The organism is Methylotenera versatilis 79, assembly GCF_000384375.1.
GTDB lineage: Bacteria > Pseudomonadota > Gammaproteobacteria > Burkholderiales > Methylophilaceae > Methylotenera_A > Methylotenera_A versatilis_B.
The window spans coordinates 906,482-926,545 of sequence record NZ_ARVX01000001.1; the positions used below are offsets into that span (position 1 = coordinate 906,482).

Sequence of the window (20,064 nt, forward strand, 5' to 3'; positions counted from 1 at the left end):
TAAAAATGCGTATAAATAAGTCGTTAATATTGAGTCAATTTTTATTGTTAATGCTGTGTTTTTTAGCGTTAATCGGTTGTGTGCAGGCCGATGTTAAACCAAATAATTTTGCGATTGAAGATATAGGGAATGGCATTTATGTGCATCACGGCAAGCATTTAGATATTGATGAAGGTTATCAAGGCGATATTTGCAATATAAGTTTTGTGGTGGGCGAACGTGGCGTTGCGGTGATTGATACTGGAGGTAGTTTAAAAGTGGGTCAGCAATTGCGCGAGGCGATTAAGAAAGTCACCGACAAGCCTATTTTATACGTCATCAATACGCATGTGCATCCAGACCATATTTTTGGCAATGCAGTCTTTTTGCAGGATAAGCCACAGTTTGTCGGGCATTTTAAGCTGGCAGATGCAATGCAATTACGTCAAGAAGCGTACGATAAATTGAATGTGAGATATTTAGGTGAAGATGCCAAAGGCAGCATTATCGTTAAGCCAACTTTACTTATTAAAGCGCCAACAGATTTAGATTTAGGTGGCAGAACGTTAAAAGTGACGCCCTTTCCGAACGCGCATACGAATACGGATATTTCAGTAATCGATTCAAAGACGGGCACTTTATTTACAGGCGACTTACTGTTTATAGAACGCACACCTGTGGTTGAAGGCGATATTAAAGGACTGATTGCGGCGATTGACGTACTTAAAACCTATCCTGCGAAACAAGTGGTTCCTGGTCACGGCCCTGTTGCAAAAGATTGGGTGGCTGCTCTGAATAACGAACAGCGTTATTTAAATGCGTTGTTGACGGACATTCGCGCGGTGATAAAAAACGGAGGTGATATGGGCAAAGCGATGGATACTGCCGCTGCGAGCGAAAAAGACAAATGGCTGTTATTTGATATTGCGAATCGGCGTAATGTGAATACGCTTTATCCAGCTTTAGAGTGGGAATAAAAAAAGCGGCATTAGCCGCTTTTTTTATCGCATTAACCTTATAAAAACTTGAATAAATTAAGATTTTTTAAGATTATCTAAGCTGAATGGCGTGACTGGATTGAGAGAAAGTATCAATAAACCGCCTGCAATCGCCCAATATTGCAACACAGGTAAATGTAATAATACTGAGATGATGATGGCGTAAATCGCCATGAATACCGCAAAAAATTTAGTTTTAAAGCCGAACAACAAAGCCAAGCCGCCGACTAACTGTACCAAAATAATCAATGGTGCGAAGATACCTGGTAAACCTAAACTGCCCAAGCCAGCTTGATATTGTTGATAACCATCAGGATTGCTGAAAAATCCAACAATTAACATAACGATTTGTAATAAAAAAACTTGTGCGAGTAAAATGCGAGCAAGAGTAGATAAATAACGTTGCATATGAGCCTTTAACGAATTAGATGATAAAAAATCAAACTGAATCATGCACTGAACAGGCTTAACACGCAAGCCGTAGCGATTATCTAAGGACAAAATCTTGCCATTACCCATACAAAATAGCCCTGTTAAGCAGGATTTAATTGAACCAGATTCAGTTAAACAAGTGAGTATTAAACGTGTCACTTGGCAGCAGGCGGAAAGTAATTTGCGCGAAGTGCGGACGACTGTGTTTATTAATGAGCAATCTGTGACGCCAGAGTTTGAGTGGGATGACATTGACGGTGGTGCCGTGCACTTATTGGCGATGCATGACAATCAGGCGATTGGCTGTTTACGCATTATTCATTATGGAAAAATTGGGCGTATGGCGGTGTTAAGTCATTGGCGCGGTTTGGGCGTGGGCAAAATGTTATTGGGTGAAGCGATCAATATTTGTCGCAGCCATGGCAGCCGGCAGATTGATTTATCAGCACAAACACATGCGATTCATTTTTATCAGCAAGCGGGTTTTCAAATAATCAGCGAGGAATATACCGATGTGCAGATTCCGCATGTAGATATGCGCCTGATGCTGGATTGAATGTGATAAATTTTAGACGCATTTAAAATAAACACAGGCAAGATTAATTGTTAGCAATGCCAAGCATTTGTTAAAATAGACTTTTAAAACTTTTAATCATTAACACTTTTGATTAAACACTTTATCACTGAACACTTTTTACTAAACCCCAAGAGAGAAATTTATGTCAAAAATCATTTTTAAAGCAGGCGAAGCCACTATATATACCGAAGGCAAAGACGTTACTGCGGCTATGCCAGAGATTTTAATCGGCGCTGTTGATGGTCCTGTAGGCCAAGCATTTGCTAACTTAATGGCGCAAAGCAAAGGCCACACAGCTATGTTTGCAGTGCGTGATATTAACCAATTGGTGCGTCCAGTTTGTATGACGGTGCCAAAAGTAACGCTTAAAGGCAGCACTGATGTCAGCCTATTTGGCGGCGTGGTTCAAGCTGCAACTGCTGATGCGATTTTAGATTGCGTGATCGAGGGCATTATTCCGAAAGATCAAGTGAACGAATTATGTATTATCAGCTTGGTATGGATTGACCCAGGATGTATCGCTTTAGAAAAAGAAGGCAATTTAGACAAAGCGGATATGTATAAAAATAACTATGACGCGACTAAATTAGCCATCAAACGCGCATTAAATGACGAACCAAGCATTGATGAGTTGATTGCTAACCGTCACAAAATCAAACATTGCATGTGGGAAGATTCTTGGGACCAAAAATAAAGAAACAAGAGTAAGCGGATTTTAAGGTTAATTTAGGTGTTAACTTAACCTTAAAATCATCGCCTGAAATCATTTTGGCTATGCACGATAGCGCGATTGCTAAAATACGTATTTAGTATTAATGTGTAAAGAAGACATTCGGAGACATTGTTATGACTGAACGCAACGTATGTAAGGAAGCTTTCGAGCGACTTTGTGCAGAGGTTAATACGGACAAAAAATCTGCAATCAATGAATCGGATTATTGGTTATTCGAGTTGGGTTTTAGATCGGCGATTGAAGAATTATTATCAATTGTCGATGCAGGTTCGCAAAGCCGACAATTCGTTTCACCGCGATTTCAAATGCTGGCAGATAGAATCTTGGAATCACGTCCACATTGATATCTGCATTAAAATTGAGTTAAGTAAAAAAGCCGATTTATTCGGCTTTTTTGTTGTGCTAGTTAACGATTTTTTTGGCTAAATATTCTGCTGGCTTAACGCCTTAATTGACATCAAAATTTTCCGAATAGGTGTCGGAATCGCCGCAGCAATCGCTTCGCCAAGCGGCAGCCAAATTTTTGCTGCTTGATTTACTTGTGGAATTAGCCGATCAATATAAACAAGTTGCGGTGAGATATGCAACTTAAAATGCGTAAATACATGCGTTAACGGCTCTAGCGCGGTGGAGTATTTCAAATCGATTTCGTGCATATTTGCGCCATCAGTTACTTCTGGCAAACTCCACAAACCACCCCAAATTCCGCTAGACGGACGTTTTTCCAGCATGACTTCATTCTGATGCATCAGCACCAGCATGGTGACACTTCTTTCTGGTAAGGTTTTACGTGGCTTTGGTGTTGGTAAGGTTTTAACCAGATCATTTGCCAGCGCTTCACAACTGCTATTGACTGGGCAGATAGGACATTTTGGCTTAGTGCGTGTGCAAAGTGTTGCACCTAGATCCATTAAGCCTTGCGTGTAATTAATTGCATTTTTGCAGTTATCCAAACCTTGTGGGTTTTCACGTTCGGCGATTTTCCATAATTGTTGTGCTATTTTTGGTGCACCCGTGTAGCCAGCAATATTAAAATGTCTGGCAAAAACGCGTTTTACATTACCGTCTAATATCGGTTGCGGTAAATTGAGCGCAAAAGTAGAAATCGCCGCCGCAGTAGAGCGACCGATGCCAGAAAGACTTTGAATATCCTCAAATTGGTGTGGAAAAACGCCGCCAAAATCATCCATAATTTTTTGTGCCGCCGCATGCAAATTGCGCGCACGTGAGTAATAACCCAAACCGCTCCAATGTTGCAAAACGGCTTCTTGCGTTGCAGCTGCCAAAATTTCAATGCTGGGAAATCGCTGCATAAACTTAGCGTAATAACCAATCACCGCAGTCACTTGGGTTTGCTGCAGCATGATTTCTGATACCCAAATTGCGTAAGGATCTACAGTATTTTGCCAAGGTAAATCGTGACGACCGTGCTGTTTTTGCCAGTCGATAATATGTTGCGAGAATGAAGTCATGGGGTTTTTTTAAAAGGCGTTTTGCTATTTTGATGGATTTCTTGCAACATGATATATCACCGCTTAACTGATTAAGGATTGAAAAATGAAACAAGTGTTAATGATGCTATTTTGTGTATGTCTAGTAGCAGCATGTTATTCAGTACCGCCAGGACATGACCCTCGCGGACCTGGTAACAGTGAGAACGCACCAGGCCATAATAAACATGGTAACGGGCCTGGCAACAGTGAAAACGCGCCAGGGCATAATAAAGATTATTAAAATAGACTGAATTTAAAGCGTTAACCTATGCTCAATTTTTCAAAAATTGAGCAGTTTTTTCAATGCTTTTTCTTTGGCTTGTTCTTTTAATGATTTAGGTTCTTCAGCTGGCTGAGCAGGCGTTGCTTCGCTACCTGCTGCAGAATCAGCTGGTTTTTTCTTGTTTAACAAACCTTCCAGCGCTTTTGCTTTATCGCCGCCATTAATGAGCTCTTTTACAGCCGCGCCTTTTTCACCGCCCACTTTATCCAGCAATTTAGATTGTGCTAGTGCAGTCGCAATGGCGGCGAAATCCATGCCATATTTTGGGCTAGCAAATGTGCCGGTAATCTTAACTGGAATACCAATACCGCTAAGTTCATCCAAATCTGCCCCGCCCTGTCCTTTAAGCGATTTGACGATGGTGGGTTTAGCTAGATAGTTAATCGTTTCATTACCAATATCAATATCACCGCGGCTGTCGCCTTTTGCTAGGCGCAGAACAGGCGCTTTCATGGCCAAATCTTCATTGTGCGCCACGCCATTTTTAATGGTAAAGGTTGCGGTTAATTCGCTGAAATCGGTTTTTTTGGATTTATCAGCGTTAGTTTCTTTGGTTTTTAGAAAGTCCACTTTGCTTTTAATATCGCGAATACTGCCTGCAATATCCACACCTTTTACTGCGCCATTTGCCAAATTCAGTGCGGCATTGCCCGCTAGTGCTTTTTTCAAGCCATTCACGCTGGCACCTTGTGTCGTCACATCTACATTCACGCCGCCAGTGCCGCTCAACATATCATTATTAATCGCATCGACCATTAATGGGCCGATGGCGATATTTTTCATATTCTGTTGAAACGTGATGATTGGCGTTGCGCGTGCATCCACTTTTAGCAAACCGCTCATACTGCCTTGATATAAATTAGCAGAAAAAGGTGACAAAGTTGCTATGCCGCCATTGGCTTTCAGGCCGATGTTTACATTTTGTGTTTTTACATTGGCCAGTTTTAATTTGCCAATTTTTGCCTCACCAGAGGCATTAAGCTTTTTTAATGCACTCAGGTCAATCGGCGTATCGGCTGAATTTTTTGCAGTCGTTTCAGTTTTGGCAGAAGGCTCGGTTTTGGTGATGTATCGATCAGCGTCCAACTGGTCGATATTGATCGCAAAATTAAAAGCGGGATTGCTGAATTGGCTAATCCCCAGATTTGCATTGATTTGACTATCATCTACTTTCGCACTTAATGGATTTAAGCTCAGTTTTTCGCCATCGGCTTTTAGATTAATATTGATATTGCTGGCTTTGGTTTTGCCATATTTAAGGCTACCAACGCGTATTGAGCCATTCGCATTCAAGGCTTTTAATGCACTTAAATCTAATGGTTTATCGCTGGCGGGTTTGCTGGTGCTAGGCGCATTTTTGCCAGAATCAGCCGTCACATATTGGTCGACATCCACTTGATCGATATCTAAATTGAATGTGTACAAAGGTTTGGCAAATTGGCTGATTGCTAAACTACCTTTGATTTGGCTGTTATCCACTTTAACGTTTAAGCCGCTCAAACTGAGTTTTTCACCGTCTGCTTTAATTGCCACGTTTAAGCCAGACACACGGTATTTTTCATAAATAATGCTACCGATATTTAATTTTCCATCTAACAATAAGTTTTTAAGTGCTGACAAATCTGTCGGTTTGTTGCTACTTTTTGTAGGTGTGCTGGCTTTGGTTTCGTTAGATTTTGGCAGCAATTTATTTAAATCCAGTTTATCTGCATTTAAGTTAAATTTGATATTAGGTGTTTTAAAACTCGCCACATCTATATCACCAGCCAGTTTGGTTTCGGCAATATTTAAGTCAAATTGACTGTTAACTAACTCTTTTTTAATATCCGCGTGCGCGCCTAGATTGAATGAGCCGCTCATGCTGCCATTTGGCAAACTAGGATCTTTTACATCTAATTTGCCAACCAATTTTGGAATATCGAATATCAAGTTATCGATATTGCCGCTGAATGGCGATGAAAACGTGCCTGTAACTGTACGTTTGCCTTGTACCATGGATAAATCGCCTGTGATGCCGCTGCTTTGCAAGGCTTTAGGTGAGCCTTTCATATCTGCCAGCACCATATTGGCTTTCAAATTTCCGTCGGCTTTTTCTTGGTTGAAACTAATAGTGACTTTTTTGCTATTCACTTCATCTTTTAAAATGCTAATCGCTGGCGCGCTCAAATCAACCGTTTGCATGCTGCCATCAAATTTGCCAGAAGCGACCAATTGCAATCCGTCGACCAAAAATTCCAATTGCTCAGTTTTCGCATCCACATTGCCGGTTGCTTTAATGTCCAAATCGGTGCCGCCAAACATCTCGCCTGTAATATGGCTATCTAAGCCTTTTACTTGAAAGTGTTTAGTTTCAGGGTCGGCCAAAAAGTTACCTTTTAAAGTCACATTGGCGGCAATTGCAGGTTGGTTGGCAGTTAACACAAAATCGGTTTGCAAATCAATTGGCTCAGCTAAAGCGATATGGCCAGATTGCATATTGAATTGTGACACGCTGTATTTTGCGCCAGAAGCTTCATCGCTGTAATTCACTGCAGAATTAATGACATTCACGCCATCAATATCAAATTTAATGGTTTCAGACTCCGTATCGTCTTTGCTCAATAAATCATCAAAATTGGTGGTGCCATCTTTGTATTTGATGATATTAGCTTTTGCGCCATCTACATAAATGGTATCGACAACCAACTGTTTTTTCAGCAAAGGCAACACTGCCAAAGCCACCTTAACACTATTTACAGAGGCAAATTCGGTGTCAGATTTATGTTCAGAAATAGACAGTTTGCCTAAATTAGCTCCGATTTTTGGCCAAAAACTTAACTTAATATCGCCTTCAATATTCAGCGTGCGCTCTTTTTTATCTTTCACCAGTTTAATGATGTCGTCTTTGTAATCGTTTGGATTAAAGGTCGCAGCAAAATAAGCGGCAATCAACAAAGCCAATGCAACAATGCCACCAACGCCATAAAGCGCATACTTAATGTATTTGTTCATCTTATTTTCTCTTTTCCAACGTTTTCACTTTAAAACGAGAGTCAAATCACTGCTTTAATTATCTAATAGTTTATTGAAACAAATCAATAATTTAAGTGAGTTAATTTGGGATTAACAGTTAACTAGTTAGTTCACCAAAAATACCATAAAACGGCCACACCAAACACAATGCGATACCACGCAAATGGCACAAAATTATGTGTTTGCACAAAGCGAATTAAAAACTTAACCGCAATTAAAGCTGATAAAAATGCTGTGATAAAACCAATCGCAAAAACCGTTAAATCGTCCGCATTCAATAAGCGCCAGCTTTTAAGTAAATCATAACCAGTGGCGGCAAACATGATGGGGATAGCTAAAAAGAATGAAAACTCAGTGGCTACAGTGCGGTTTAGCCCAAAAATCATGCCGCCTAAAATGGTTGCGCCCGCGCGCGAAACGCCAGGTACTAATGCTAACGCTTGAGCAAAGCCAATTTGTAATGCTTGTTTGCTGCTAATGTCATCGACACTTTGTGTGGGCGTTTTAAGTGGCAGTTTTTCGATGAGTAAAATGGCAAAACCGCCAACAATCAGCGCAATGGCTACTGTGAACGGTGAAAATAAATATTCTTTAATCATGCCGTGAAAAGCCAAGCCTAGTAATGCTGCCGGTAAAAATGCAATCAGCAAATTGCGTACAAAATGCTGTGCTTTTGCTTCTTTTGTCAGATTGGTCACAGTATCGACTAGACGTTTTTTAAACGCCCAGCACACTGCTAAAATTGCGCCTAACTGAATGATGATTTCAAAAACATCGCGCTTTTCTTTGGATAAAAAGCCCAAAATATCGCCCACAATAATCAAGTGCCCTGTGCTGCTGATGGGTAAAAATTCGGTAGCGCCCTCAACCAAACCCATGATGATGGTTTTAAAAAATAGTATTAAGTCCATAATTGATGCTTTTTAAGTGTTGGGATTTATTGATTTACATTTTAGCAGGTTTGAAAAATTATAAAGGGTGCGAGTGCACCCTTTAAGTTGAATCTTTTATGTCGCTTTTAAACTAAAACTGTTTTAAACGTATATTAAAACGCAATATCAAGTCTTAATTATTAATCAGAAAAATTGGTTAAGTTATTTCAACATAGCCAATACATTTGATAATAAACTGCCCGATTCAGCAGGTACTTCCCCATCTGGCGTTAATTTATCCACCAACGTAGGTAAATGTTCTGCAATTTGTGCGCTTAATGTTTCTGGGTTAATGCCTACTTTAGCGGCTAATTCTGCAATCGTGCCATTGCCTAAAATGCTAGAAATCTGCTCGGCTGAAATAGTAGCATTTTCACCTGTGCCAACCCATGAAGCGGCTGCTTCGCCCAATCCGCCTTCTTTAAATTTTTCCAAAATGCCGTTTAAGCCGCCATTTTGGTTGAACAAATCCAGCGCAGCTTGCGCAACGCCGCCTTGTTCGCCGCCGAATTTTCCTAATACGCTACCAGCAATGCCATCAAATAAACCCATTTTTCTCTCCTAAATTTGAAAATAATAAAGCGCATATCACAACGTTATTAGCATAACTTAAAAACGTTCGTTATCTCTTAAATATCGCCACTGACCTGGCGGCAATTTACCTAAATTTACACTGCCAATCCGCACACGTTTTAAGCCGACCACAAACAAGCCGACCATCTCACACATACGTCTGATCTGGCGTTTTTTGCCTTCACGTAAAACGAATCTAAGCTGGTCTTCATTCTGCCAACTGACTTTAGCTGGCTTGAGTTTTTCGCCGTCTAAACTTAAACCGTGATTCAAGCGCTGCAAATCCGCATCACTTAATTCGCCTTCAACCCGCACTAAATATTCTTTTTCTACACTGGAATCTTCACCAATCAAATGACGTGCGATGCGGCCATCCTGAGTGAGCACTAACAAACCCGTCGAGTCAATATCCAAGCGCCCTGCTGGCGCAAGACCATGTAAAAATCCACGCTGAAATTCTTTAGCGTTGTAGCTATTTAAATCTGGGTCATCCATCCATTCGTTATCGGGGTGAACCAGCACAATCGCAGGTTGATAACCATCTTCCGCTTGTCCGCTCACATAGCCAACCGGTTTATGCAGCAATATCGTTACTTGCTCAGCTTGTTGTTCATAGGCATAAGCACTAATCACAATCTCAGCATCTGGCTTAATGCGTGTGCCAAGCGTTTCCAAAATCTCGCCATCCACTTTCACCCAGCCATTCACAATCCATTCATCTGCTTCGCGGCGGGAACAAATACCACGCTCTGCCATCACTTTAGAAAGGCGCGGCATTTCTACGTTTACAGGTGATGATTTATAAGCCGCTTTTGCCGCAGCGCCATACTGTGGCGTGGCAACCGCATCATAACCATCGCGCACTTTGCCACCACGGCGCGGCGCTTGACGATATTGCGGCTCATTTTTATCAGGGCGTGGCGTAATGCGCGTGTCCTTACCTGCTGGCTTATGTGGCTTAGGTGAATCTTGATGATTGGCAGGCTTAGAATCGTTAGGCACTTCGGCCCTTAACTCACTTCTCAGTGGTCTATTTTCATTTGACTTGCTATAGGCGGGTCTGCCTTCAGTTGGCTTGCCGGTATCTGACCTTGTATCACTCCGCTGTTCGGCAAATGGTTCACCGTGCGCTTTACCATCAAAGCGATGATTGCGCTGGCGTCCACCTTCAGTTTTTGGCGATTGAGTCGATTTTGCTACATCTACAGCATCCCTAATCACAGGCTTTGGCGGCGGTTGCGTCCTGTCGCGTCTAGCTGGGTCAACACGCCGTACAGGCGCTTTGCTTCCTGATGAGGTTTCGCTGGATTTTTTGGTGATTTTTATCGTGGTCAAAATAGGCTTAATACTTGGTGGGCAATATTGGCATTTTAACAAAATTAAGTAGCAAGTCCTTAATTATTCATTGTTATTTTGTAAATGCAATCATCCACTTACTAAAATTAAAGCTGTAATTGACAGACGGAGTTTGCCTAAAGGGCAAATATGAAATGCAGGTTAAATAGAAAACGACTTTAAATAGAAGCTACTACAAGAATGTTGGCGGAGTGGACGGGACTCGAACCCGCGACCCCCGGCGTGACAGGCCGGTATTCTAACCAACTGAACTACCACTCCTAGCAGGTTATGCTGACTGTTAATGCTGGTGGGTGCTAACGGGGTCGAACCGCTGACATTCGCCTTGTAAGGGCGACGCTCTACCAACTGAGCTAAGCACCCGTCATCATTGACAGGGTGCGCATTCTACAATAAATTTTGATAATTTGAATCATTAACCTTAATAAAGTTAAAACATTTATTTTTTCAATAACGGTTTATGATTTATTTACAAGCCGATAAAATAATAAAGTGTGAACTGACAATTTTTTTAAAGTTTGCTTTATTTTGAAAATATTGGCTGGCCTGTTACTCTAAAAGATGAGTGCAATTATTTTCTCTTTAGTTATATGAGATATAAGTTCGATTAACCCATAATTAATAAAAACAATATGCCTATAACAATTAATGAATGTATAAAATCTGATGATCCTTTGTCGGAAGACATATTCGAATGTCTTGTCACTTTCAAAGAAGAAACTGAACTCATAGATTTTAAAATTGCTTTTGAAAATACGGATAAGGAATGGCTAGAAATTACAAAAGATTTATTGGCTTTCACAAACACTTTTGGGGGGTATCTTGTGTTTGGTGTTAAAAATGCAACTTTTGAAATTATTGGTTTACCTCAAGATCAACTAACACTATTAGTTGATGTGAATAAATTCATCCAAAAAATTAATAAAAATATAGATCCTCCAATCACTCGAATCAGATCTAAGCAATTTAAAAAAGACGATAAAGACTTAGTAGTTATTTTTATACCCCCATCATATGACCGAACACATTTAATTACAAAAGACGCGTCATTTATTCACCTAAGTGGCAAAACTCAAACGGTTTTGCATATGGGAACAACATATGTTCGTCGAAGTGCTGCAAATCACATGATGGACTCTAGAGATATTGATGACATTCTTAATAGAAGAATTGATTACTTTAAGCACTCCTTATTGGAAAAAATTACTAAAGTAGTTGAAGCGCCTAAGGGAAGTGAAATTTTCGTTTTGTCCGAGGACAGATCTAATCCTGAACATACCAGATTTATCATTCAGGATGCTCCAGATGCCATTCCCGTAAAAGGAATGAGTTTTACTATTACCCCCGAAACAAACGAACAAGAAATTGCGGGTTGGATAGCGATGACTACAAGAGATCCTTTTGCTATTCCACATTCTGCAATAACTTGGAGATGGTATAGAGAGAGGGAGCTAATAAATTTGTCAAATGAGCAGCGATTATGGGTTGCTCGGTATAGTTTACAAGCTATGACCCCCGCATTTTATTGGCTAAAAGATTGCGATGCTATGAACATTTCTGCAATGCTTAATGAAGCATTATCAGACAATGGAAATATTAATGCATTGGGAGACATTGCTTCAACAGGGGCTTTTTTGGGTAATAAATTTCACAAAACGTTAATTACTCGCATAGGAAAAAAAGTGACACTTTTGTCCCCTGCATCAAGAACTATTCCCCACAACGGTCCGAAGGCATTATTCAGGGCGGACAATATCAAATCCAATTCAAAAAACCTTTATGAAGAGCTAAATAAAATTGCTCAAAGTTCAAAAGAATTAAAATCCTGTGAACCAACTTTAACTGATAGATATAGAGCACAAGCTTTAGATTGTCATCTTTACGCGCAGGACAATAAATACGTTAATAAAAATACGTAGCAATTTATTCAGTTAATTACTACATAAGATTAAAAAGCCAGCTTTCGCTGGCTTTTTAATCTGGCACAGAGTTAAAACTTATACCTTCTGATAAACCTCGCTACCTTTTTTCACAAACTCAATGGCTTTGTCCTGCATGCCTTTTTGCAAAGCTTCTTGCTCGCCAATGCCTTGTTCTGCCGCGTAATCACGTACATCTTGTGAGATTTTCATTGAGCAGAAATGCGGGCCGCACATTGAGCAGAAATGCGCTTGTTTTGCGCCTTCTTGCGGCAATGTTTCGTCGTGGAATTCTTTGGCTTTTTCAGGATCAAGACCCAAGTTAAATTGGTCATCCCAACGGAATTCAAAACGTGCTTTTGAAAGTGCATTATCACGAATCTGCGCACCGGGATGGCCTTTTGCCAAATCAGCCGCATGTGCCGCGATTTTGTAAGTGATGATACCAACGCGCACATCTTCTTTGTCTGGCAAGCCTAAATGCTCTTTTGGTGTTACATAGCAAAGCATCGCACAGCCGTACCAACCAATCATTGCCGCGCCGATGCCCGAAGTAATGTGGTCATAACCTGGTGCGATATCCGTGGTTAATGGGCCTAAAGTGTAGAAAGGAGCTTCACCGCAATGCTCTAATTGCAGTTCCATATTTTCTTTGATCAAATGCATCGGCACATGGCCTGGGCCTTCAATCATACATTGCACATCGTGCTTCCAAGCGATTTGGGTTAACTCACCTAATGTTTTCAGTTCAGCAAATTGCGCTTCATCGTTAGCATCGTAGATGGAACCTGGGCGTAAACCATCACCTAAACTAAAGGCAACATCATATTGCTTCATAATTTCGCAGATGTCTTCAAAATGGTCATACAGGAAAGATTCTTTATGATGCGCTAAACACCATTTCGCCATGATAGAACCACCGCGTGACACGATACCTGTCATGCGTTTTGCGGTCATTGGGATGTAGGCTAAACGTACGCCAGCGTGGATTGTGAAGTAATCCACACCCTGCTCTGCTTGTTCAATCAATGTATCGCGGAAGATTTCCCATGTTAAATCTTCGGCCTTGCCGTTTACTTTTTCCAGTGCTTGGTAAATTGGTACAGTTCCGATTGGCACTGGTGAATTGCGGATAATCCATTCACGCGTTTCATGAATGTTTTTACCGGTGGAAAGATCCATCACAGTATCACCGCCCCAACGTGTGCCCCACACCATTTTTTCAACTTCTTCTGAAATTGAAGAACCAAGCGCAGAGTTACCGATGTTTGCGTTAATTTTAACCAAGAAATTACGGCCAATAATCATCGGCTCGATTTCTGGGTGGTTAATGTTTACTGGGATAATCGCGCGACCTAATGCAACCTCAGAACGTACAAATTCTGGCGTAATAACTGCTGGAATGCTCGCGCCGAAATCATGACCTTTATGCTGTTTCTGTAATAAGTCGCTCATGTTCTCGCGGCGTTGATTTTCACGAATCGCGATATATTCCATCTCGGGCGTGATAATGCCTTTACGTGCGTAATGCATTTGGCTAACGTTTGCGCCAGCTTTTGCGCGGCGCGGTAAGCGTGTTAAGTTAAAGCGCATTTCAGCTAACGCTGGATCCGTTTTACGTTCTTGGCCGAATGCTGAACTTGGGCCGTCTAATTGTTCCGTGTCGTTACGCTCTTCAATCCAGCCAGCGCGTAAAGCAGGCAAACCGTTACGAATATCTATGCTTACATTTGGGTCTGTATAAACGCCAGAAGTATCGTAAACCATCACAGGCGGGTTTTTTTCTGCGCCGAACATAGACGGTGTATCTGAAAGTGAGATTTCACGAAATGGGACTTGAATGTCTGGTCGTGAACCTTGAATATAAACTTTGCGCGAGTTTGCGAAAGATTTTTTAGTGTCTGGATCAATTTCGGCAGTTTCGCCTGAAAATTTGGCTAAATTTTTGTGCAGATTTTTATCGGTGGCGTTCATGGTGCGTTCCTATTCATTTATGCAAGCGCAAAAAAGTAAGATTACTTTTTTGGTTAGATTGGTAGGAAAGCATTTTGATGCTTTACCCACTATAAATTTGTAGGAAAGCTTGTGAAGCTGCTTTCCTACGGCGGCATTACCCGCATCAGGTTCAAAGGGTGATTCTCACTGGCTTATTTTGAAATAAATCAGACCCCTAGCAATGTTTGCAATGTACGCGAAAACCACTAAAAAGGCAACAAATGCCTTTAAATTTGAGAGTGATTATCGGCCTTAGATTGCAATAAATATAGTGTTTAATATAGGTTTTTTCAGCAAAAAATGTTATAAATGCCGTAGTCGTTCACATAATTATAATGTAGGTTAACTATGATACTCATCGCCCTCTATTACGCGCTAGCCATTGCTGTATTGACCCTGCATTTCACTGGGCATCTAGAACGTTGGAATATGGAGTGGTTGGTATTTGTGTTCGCGATAACCGTTTTCCCTGCCGTGCTTTATTTATAAGCATTCAAAAATTACAAGTATTTAAGTGTTAAGTAATGATGTTTTGATTACCAGCGCATTGTTTGATGTACTGCTTTCTATTGCTGATTTATCTCTTTCTCAAATTCAATACAAGCCTTATTTGAAGGCTTAAATCCCGCACTAAAATTTACACTAAAAAACAGGTTAAGTTGTTGTTGACACAGCAACTTAACGTTGTTAAATTAACGATGTTAAGTTTAAGTTATTTATAATGCCACCAAAACCTAAAACACAGCTCGAACGTCAGCAATTACGCACCTTAATTATGGATGCAGCGCGTGAGCTATTTGTATCGCGCGGTCCAGAAGCGGTGACGATGCGTGAGATAGCCAAGCGTATTGGTTATTCTGCCACCAGCATTTACCTGCATTTTGCCGATAAAGAAGCATTAATCCGTGCCATTTGCGATACGGATTTTTTAGCGTTGGCCAACGCATTAAAAAGCAATTTAAGCATTAGTGACCCAGTTGAGCGCTTGCTGGCTTTCGGTTGGGCTTATGCGCAATTCGGCTTAAATTATCCCAATCACTATCGCATGATGTTTATGACAGAACATCCACTCAGCGACCCAAAATTATCCACGCTGCAACAAAATAATGCTGAACAAGATGCCTATTTTCAATTAAAAACCGTGGTTAATGAAGTTTTTCTGGCGAATAAATTTAAGTCAGATTTAACAGATTCAGAGCTAATTGCACAAACTATTTGGGCGGGTATGCACGGTGTTTGCGCTTTGCATATTAGTATGGCGAATGACGTGTGGGTGAATTGGCGTGAAATTGAGGCGCGTTTGCTGATGATGCAATTAACCTTGATGCGCGGCATGCTGAAAGAGCCATCATGACGGATAATGTGATAACCATAAAGAAATAATAAACGAAAGCTAATTATGCAGCAAAAAATGGTCAGTTTAATTGTGTTAAGTCTATTGATGGTAGGTTGTAAAAAACCTGCAGAAGTGCCTGCGCCGCCGCGTCCAGCGCTGGTTGTGGTTGCAGGTGAAATGACTTTAAACGAGGGCATGGTGTTGATAGGCGAAGTGAAATCTCGCTATGAATCAAATCTTGGCTTTAGAATTGGCGGCAAAATTATTGAGCGCAAAGTGGATATTGGGCAGCAAGTAAAAAAAGGCCAAATAATTGCGCGGTTAGATGCCGCTGATACCAACTTAACCGCGGCTGCAGCTTTGGCAGATGTGCGTGCTGCAGAAGCCAACCATGCTTTAGCGCAAGCAGAAGTGGAACGCCAGCGTAGTCTGTTTAATAAAAAATTCATTTCAGCTTCTGCTCTCGATTTACGCGAAGCAGAATTGAAAACATCAACAGCGCGCTTGCAACAGGTGAAAGCACAAGCGGCTGTTTCGAGTAATCAATCACGCTATACCGCTTTAGTTGCAGATAGAGATGGCGTTGTGACGCAGATTCGCGCTGAACCGGGCCAAGTGGTGAATGAAGGTGAGGCGATTGCGCAAATTGTCGATACTCAAAAGATTGAGGTGTTAGTCGCAGTGCCAGAGTCGCATATGGCAGATTTAAAGTTGGATGACGCGGTGACGGTTAGGCTTTGGGCAAACCAAGATAAAAATACTGCCGATAAAGATAGTCCAGTTACAAATACACAAAAAACCTACACAGGAAAAGTGCGCGAAATCGCACCTGCAGCTAACTCTGCAACGCGTGCTTTCGATGTGCGTGTGAGCATAAACGATGCAGATGAGGCGATTAAATTTGGTATGACTGCAGGCGTGCGATTTGGCAAGCATGATGTATCCGAAAATATCGTGGTTCCGTCTACCGCATTAACAGAGCTGAACGGTAAAACGAGTGTATGGGTGATAGATAACGTAAAAAACCATGTTGGTGTAGCGCATGCGCGTAAAGTTATCTCAGGACAATTCACTGAGGATGGCGTAAAAATTACGCAAGGTTTGCGCGCGGGAGAGTTGGTGGTAATTGCAGGTGCGCATACGTTAACTGATGGTCAACAAGTGAAACCAATACAAGAAACCCAATTCAAGGGTTTTAGCCATGAGTGACGCTAAAGATACGCAAGACCAGCAAACAACTGGCTTTAATTTGTCCAGATGGGCACTTAACCACCAAACATTGGTGTTATATCTGATGTTGATGTTAACGTTTTCGGGCTTGTTTGCTTATACCAAATTAGGTCAATCAGAAGATCCGCCATTTACTTTTAAAGTGATGCTGATTCGCACCAGTTGGCCAGGCGCAAGTGCGGTTGAAGTCGAGCAGCAAATCACCGATAAGTTAGAAAAAAAATTGCAGGAAGTACCGCATCTGGATTACACCAACAGCTATTCGCGCCCTGGTGAGTCGATGATATTTATCGTGATTAAAGACGATACTTTTTCTAAAGATATCCCAGGAATCTGGTATCAAGTGCGCAAAAAAGTCGGCGATATTCGCCACACTTTGCCGCAGAACATTGAAAGTCTTACTTTTAATGACGAATTTAGTGATGTTTACGGCAGCATGTATGCCTTAACAGGCGATGGTTTTGATAATTTTGGCTTAAAAAAACAAGCAGAAATCATCCGTGCAGAACTGCTTAAGACCAAAGATGTAGCCAAAGTAGATTTTTTCGGTGAGCAAAAACAGCGTATTTATATCGAATTTTCAAACGCCAAACTTTCTACGTTGGGGATTAGCACAACGACGCTCATTAATATTCTGCAAACACAAAATGCAGTGGTTAAAAGCGGCACGTTTGACTCATCGAAGGAGCGCATTCGCATTGAAGTTTCCGGACGATATAGCACTTTAGAAGATTTGCGCGAGTTAAGATTGCGCGCTAATAATCAAGATTTTAAATTGGGCGATGTTGCGCGTATTTATCGCGGCTATGAAAATCCGCCAAAAGATGCGGTGCGTTACAACGGCCAAGAAACCTTATTATTGGGCGTGAGTATGCGTGAGGGCGGCGATGTGATTGCGCTTGGCCATGCGCTGGATGAAAAAATCACGCATATTCAACAAAATCTGCCTGTAGGATTAAGCTTTGAAACGGTTAGCTCGCAACCAAAAATAGTGGCGCATTCTGTTAATGATTTTGTGATGTCATTGGTTGAAGCGCTGGTGATTGTGTTGGGCGTTAGTTTGATATCGCTGGGATTACGCACGGGAATTGTCGTAGCGATTACTATTCCTGTGGTGCTGTCAGCCACTTTTTTAGTGATGAATTTGTTTGATATTGGCTTACATAAAATCTCTTTAGGCGCATTGATTTTAGCGCTTGGATTATTGGTAGATGATGCAATTATCGCGGTAGAAATGATGTCATCCAAAATGGAACAAGGCATGGAAAGGGCGAAAGCTGCTGCATTCGCCTACACATCAACCGCTATGCCGATGCTCACTGGCACTTTAGTAACCGTAGCTGGTTTTCTGCCGATTGCGACAGCGGCATCCAGCACAGGCGAATATACACGCTCCATCTTTCAGGTTTCTGCCATTGCGCTGATTATTTCTTGGATAGCTGCGGTGATTTTTGTGCCGTATCTGGGTTACCATTTATTGCCAGATTATGCGCAAAAACCTAAGCCATCTAAGTTAACAACATGGTTTAAAGCAAAATTTAATTGGGCTGATAAACCCGATGATAATCACCATCACGATATTTATAATACGGCGTTTTACAGCGCATTCCGGCGTTTAGTGACCGCATGTGTGCGTTATCGCAAAACAGTTATTGTGATAACGCTATTGTTGTTTGCGCTTTCAATTGTGGGTTTTGGCAAAGTGCAACAGCAGTTTTTCCCTGATTCCACGCGATTAGAATTAATGGTCGATTTGCGCATGACCGAAGGTGCGTCTTATCAAGCAACCAATGTGGAAGTGAAAAAGCTGGAAACTTGGCTACGCGCTTGGAACGCTAAAAATAAAGGGATCGATAATTTTGTGGCTTATATCGGCACAGGCAGCCCGCGTTATTATTTGCCATTAGATATTCAATTAGCGCATCGCGGTTTTGCTCAATTTGTGATTTTGAGTAAAGATTTACAAAACCGCGAAGCGTTGCGCAAAGATTTGCTCAATCTATTTGAACAGGATTTCCCTGCATTAAGAGCTTCCGTCTTGCGATTGGAAAATGGTCCGCCAGTCGGTTTTCCTGTGCAGTTTCGGGTTGCAGGCACCAATATCGAAGAAATTCGCACCATATCGCACCAAATTGCCGATTTAATGCGTGCAAATAATCAGTTAACTAATGTGCAGCTTAATTGGGAAGAGCCAAGTAAAGTGATTAAAGTACATGTTGACCAAGCAAAAGCGCGCTTGTTGGGCGTTAGCTCGGCGGATATTGCTAATGTGCTCAATGCGGCGATTAGCGAACTCTATATCACTGAATTTAGAGAAGGCAATGAGCGCATCGATTTAGTCGCACGCGGTGTAGAGGTTGAGCGTACACAGTTATCGCGCCTAGCAAATTTGATGATTAATACACAGAATGCCGGTGCAAATAATCAAACGCCAAGTAGTCAATCAACAAGTAGTCAAACTGCGGTTCCGCTTTCGCAAATTGCGACGATTTCATCCGAATTCGAAGAAGGCGTGATTTGGCGGCGTAATCGCGTGCCTTCCATTATCGTGCGTGCGCATTTGCGCGGCAACTTGCAGGCGCCGGTCGTTTCTGCGCAAATCGAAGAAAAACTAACGGCAATAAAAGCCAATTTGCCGCTCGGTGTAACCGTTGAAACAGGTGGTGCGGTAGAAGAGTCTGCTAAAGGCGGCGCATCGGTGGCCAAAGGTGCGCCATTGTTTTTGGTGGCGGTATTAACCTTGCTGATATTGCAATTACAAAGTTTTTCACGCGTATTTTTAGTGTTGCTCACCGCGCCTTTGGGCTTGATTGGCGTCACAATAGCGTTGTTAATATTTGATAAACCATTTGGTTTTGTGGCTATGCTGGGCACAATCGCTTTATCGGGCATGATTATGCGCAACTCGGTGATCCTGGTGGATCAGATTGAGCAAGATAAATCGCACGGAATACACGCTTGGAATGCAATCATCGAATCCACTATACGACGCTTCCGACCAATTGTATTAACGGCGGCCGCGGCGATATTAGCCATGATACCGTTAACCAGAAGTGTATTCTTTGGCCCAATGGCAGTAGCGATTATGGGCGGTTTAGCGGTAGCTACTTTATTGACTGTGCTTTTCTTGCCTGCATTATATGCAGCATGGTTTCGCGTTAAAGCGCCAGAATAGACTGTGAAACTACTTGAAAACTAACTTGAATACCAGATGTA

Annotated in this window: 17 protein-coding genes, 2 tRNA genes and 1 riboswitch; of the genes, 10 read left to right on the forward strand and 9 right to left on the reverse strand. The window is 41.6% G+C overall.

The genetic code is table 11. The annotated features are described in order from the left end of the window. Nucleotides 1-5: 5 nt before the first annotated feature. Nucleotides 6-956, forward strand: coding sequence for a quinoprotein relay system zinc metallohydrolase 2 (locus METVE_RS0104590; RefSeq protein ID WP_198290302.1), 951 nt, complete (start codon nt 6-8; stop codon nt 954-956). 57 nt (nt 957-1,013) lie between these two features. Here the strand turns inward: METVE_RS0104590 and METVE_RS12565 are convergent, their stop codons facing one another. Further along, nucleotides 1,014-1,496 carry a DoxX family protein gene (locus METVE_RS12565; RefSeq protein WP_020167275.1) on the reverse strand — a complete coding sequence of 161 codons (483 nt, stop codon included), beginning with the start codon at nt 1,494-1,496 and terminating at the stop codon, nt 1,014-1,016. Here METVE_RS12565 and METVE_RS0104600 point away from each other — a divergent pair. The 3 genes from METVE_RS0104600 to METVE_RS0104610 all read left to right on the forward strand — a co-directional run bounded on the left by METVE_RS0104600 (nt 1,483) and on the right by METVE_RS0104610 (nt 3,063). Next, complete coding sequence (locus METVE_RS0104600; RefSeq protein WP_020167276.1) at nt 1,483-1,965, forward strand: GNAT family N-acetyltransferase; 483 nt, start codon at nt 1,483-1,485, stop codon at nt 1,963-1,965. The two genes, METVE_RS12565 and METVE_RS0104600, sit on opposite strands and share 14 nt — an antisense overlap. Nucleotides 1,966-2,128: 163 nt before the next feature. Further along, entirely contained in the window at nt 2,129-2,680 is a 552-nt protein-coding gene (fae, locus tag METVE_RS0104605; protein ID WP_020167277.1) for a formaldehyde-activating enzyme, read from the forward strand. Between the two features lie 152 nt (nt 2,681-2,832). Then, nucleotides 2,833-3,063 carry a hypothetical protein gene (locus tag METVE_RS0104610; protein ID WP_020167278.1) on the forward strand — a complete coding sequence of 77 codons (231 nt, stop codon included), beginning with the start codon at nt 2,833-2,835 and terminating at the stop codon, nt 3,061-3,063. A gap of 78 nt (nt 3,064-3,141) precedes the next feature. Here METVE_RS0104610 and mutY read toward each other — a convergent pair whose 3' ends face one another. Further along, the gene (gene mutY, locus METVE_RS0104615) at nt 3,142-4,191 is read right to left on the reverse strand and encodes an A/G-specific adenine glycosylase (protein WP_020167279.1); all 1,050 of its coding nucleotides are present in this window, start codon (nt 4,189-4,191) and stop codon (nt 3,142-3,144) included. 85 nt (nt 4,192-4,276) lie between these two features. Here mutY and METVE_RS12785 point away from each other — a divergent pair, with 85 nt between their 5' ends. After that, the gene (locus METVE_RS12785) at nt 4,277-4,453 is read left to right on the forward strand and encodes a hypothetical protein (RefSeq protein WP_020167280.1); all 177 of its coding nucleotides are present in this window, start codon (nt 4,277-4,279) and stop codon (nt 4,451-4,453) included. A 39-nt stretch (nt 4,454-4,492) separates the two neighbouring features. On the opposite strand, the gene METVE_RS0104625 is transcribed toward METVE_RS12785, so the two are convergent. The 6 genes from METVE_RS0104625 to METVE_RS0104650 all read right to left on the reverse strand — a co-directional run bounded on the left by METVE_RS0104625 (nt 4,493) and on the right by METVE_RS0104650 (nt 10,731). Continuing rightward, nucleotides 4,493-7,486: an AsmA family protein gene (locus METVE_RS0104625; RefSeq protein ID WP_020167281.1), complete on the reverse strand. Its 2,994-nt coding sequence runs from the start codon at nt 7,484-7,486 to the stop codon at nt 4,493-4,495. Between the two features lie 131 nt (nt 7,487-7,617). Then, nucleotides 7,618-8,418: an undecaprenyl-diphosphate phosphatase gene (locus METVE_RS0104630; RefSeq protein ID WP_020167282.1), complete on the reverse strand. Its 801-nt coding sequence runs from the start codon at nt 8,416-8,418 to the stop codon at nt 7,618-7,620. Between the two features lie 183 nt (nt 8,419-8,601). After that, nucleotides 8,602-8,991, reverse strand: coding sequence for a YidB family protein (locus METVE_RS0104635; RefSeq protein ID WP_020167283.1), 390 nt, complete (start codon nt 8,989-8,991; stop codon nt 8,602-8,604). A gap of 57 nt (nt 8,992-9,048) precedes the next feature. Then, a complete protein-coding gene (locus tag METVE_RS0104640; RefSeq protein WP_020167284.1) occupies nt 9,049-10,389 on the reverse strand; it encodes a pseudouridine synthase in 1,341 nt (446 codons plus the stop codon). Between the two features lie 163 nt (nt 10,390-10,552). Next, nucleotides 10,553-10,629 (reverse strand) — tRNA-Asp (locus METVE_RS0104645). 26 nt (nt 10,630-10,655) lie between these two features. Beyond that, a tRNA-Val gene (locus tag METVE_RS0104650) sits at nt 10,656-10,731 on the reverse strand. Between the two features lie 269 nt (nt 10,732-11,000). Between METVE_RS0104650 and METVE_RS0104655 the strand changes: the two genes are divergently transcribed. After that, the gene (locus METVE_RS0104655; protein WP_020167285.1) at nt 11,001-12,287 is read left to right on the forward strand and encodes an ATP-binding protein; all 1,287 of its coding nucleotides are present in this window, start codon (nt 11,001-11,003) and stop codon (nt 12,285-12,287) included. 78 nt (nt 12,288-12,365) lie between these two features. On the opposite strand, the gene thiC is transcribed toward METVE_RS0104655, so the two are convergent. Continuing rightward, entirely contained in the window at nt 12,366-14,261 is a 1,896-nt protein-coding gene (thiC, locus tag METVE_RS0104660; protein WP_020167286.1) for a phosphomethylpyrimidine synthase ThiC, read from the reverse strand. Between the two features lie 105 nt (nt 14,262-14,366). Continuing rightward, nucleotides 14,367-14,469: riboswitch (TPP riboswitch) on the reverse strand. A gap of 161 nt (nt 14,470-14,630) precedes the next feature. On the opposite strand from thiC, the gene METVE_RS12790 reads away from it, so the two are divergent. The 4 genes from METVE_RS12790 (at nt 14,631) to METVE_RS0104680 (ending at nt 20,023) form a co-directional block, all read left to right on the forward strand. Further along, nucleotides 14,631-14,771, forward strand: coding sequence for a hypothetical protein (locus tag METVE_RS12790; RefSeq protein WP_020167288.1), 141 nt, complete (start codon nt 14,631-14,633; stop codon nt 14,769-14,771). Between the two features lie 232 nt (nt 14,772-15,003). Continuing rightward, nucleotides 15,004-15,636, forward strand: coding sequence for a TetR/AcrR family transcriptional regulator (locus tag METVE_RS0104670; protein WP_020167289.1), 633 nt, complete (start codon nt 15,004-15,006; stop codon nt 15,634-15,636). A 45-nt stretch (nt 15,637-15,681) separates the two neighbouring features. Next, the gene (locus METVE_RS0104675; protein WP_020167290.1) at nt 15,682-16,827 is read left to right on the forward strand and encodes an efflux RND transporter periplasmic adaptor subunit; all 1,146 of its coding nucleotides are present in this window, start codon (nt 15,682-15,684) and stop codon (nt 16,825-16,827) included. After that, the gene (locus tag METVE_RS0104680) at nt 16,820-20,023 is read left to right on the forward strand and encodes an efflux RND transporter permease subunit (RefSeq protein ID WP_020167291.1); all 3,204 of its coding nucleotides are present in this window, start codon (nt 16,820-16,822) and stop codon (nt 20,021-20,023) included. The genes METVE_RS0104675 and METVE_RS0104680 overlap by 8 nt, the downstream gene beginning before the upstream one ends. The last annotated feature ends 41 nt before the right edge of the window (nt 20,024-20,064 follow it).

Coding starts and splice junctions, on each gene's coding strand:
- METVE_RS12790 (WP_020167288.1), top strand. CDS start 14,631: ATGATACTCATCGCCCTCTATTACGCGCTAGCCATTGCTGTATTGACC.
- METVE_RS0104635 (WP_020167283.1), bottom strand. CDS start 8,991: ATGGGTTTATTTGATGGCATTGCTGGTAGCGTATTAGGAAAATTCGGC.
- METVE_RS12785 (WP_020167280.1), top strand. CDS start 4,277: ATGAAACAAGTGTTAATGATGCTATTTTGTGTATGTCTAGTAGCAGCA.
- METVE_RS0104630 (WP_020167282.1), bottom strand. CDS start 8,418: ATGGACTTAATACTATTTTTTAAAACCATCATCATGGGTTTGGTTGAG.
- METVE_RS0104655 (WP_020167285.1), top strand. CDS start 11,001: ATGCCTATAACAATTAATGAATGTATAAAATCTGATGATCCTTTGTCG.
- METVE_RS12565 (WP_020167275.1), bottom strand. CDS start 1,496: ATGGGTAATGGCAAGATTTTGTCCTTAGATAATCGCTACGGCTTGCGT.
- METVE_RS0104675 (WP_020167290.1), top strand. CDS start 15,682: ATGCAGCAAAAAATGGTCAGTTTAATTGTGTTAAGTCTATTGATGGTA.
- thiC (WP_020167286.1), bottom strand. CDS start 14,261: ATGAACGCCACCGATAAAAATCTGCACAAAAATTTAGCCAAATTTTCA.
- METVE_RS0104610 (WP_020167278.1), top strand. CDS start 2,833: ATGACTGAACGCAACGTATGTAAGGAAGCTTTCGAGCGACTTTGTGCA.
- fae (WP_020167277.1), top strand. CDS start 2,129: ATGTCAAAAATCATTTTTAAAGCAGGCGAAGCCACTATATATACCGAA.
- mutY (WP_020167279.1), bottom strand. CDS start 4,191: ATGACTTCATTCTCGCAACATATTATCGACTGGCAAAAACAGCACGGT.
- METVE_RS0104590 (WP_198290302.1), top strand. CDS start 6: ATGCGTATAAATAAGTCGTTAATATTGAGTCAATTTTTATTGTTAATG.
- METVE_RS0104680 (WP_020167291.1), top strand. CDS start 16,820: ATGAGTGACGCTAAAGATACGCAAGACCAGCAAACAACTGGCTTTAAT.
- METVE_RS0104670 (WP_020167289.1), top strand. CDS start 15,004: ATGCCACCAAAACCTAAAACACAGCTCGAACGTCAGCAATTACGCACC.
- METVE_RS0104625 (WP_020167281.1), bottom strand. CDS start 7,486: ATGAACAAATACATTAAGTATGCGCTTTATGGCGTTGGTGGCATTGTT.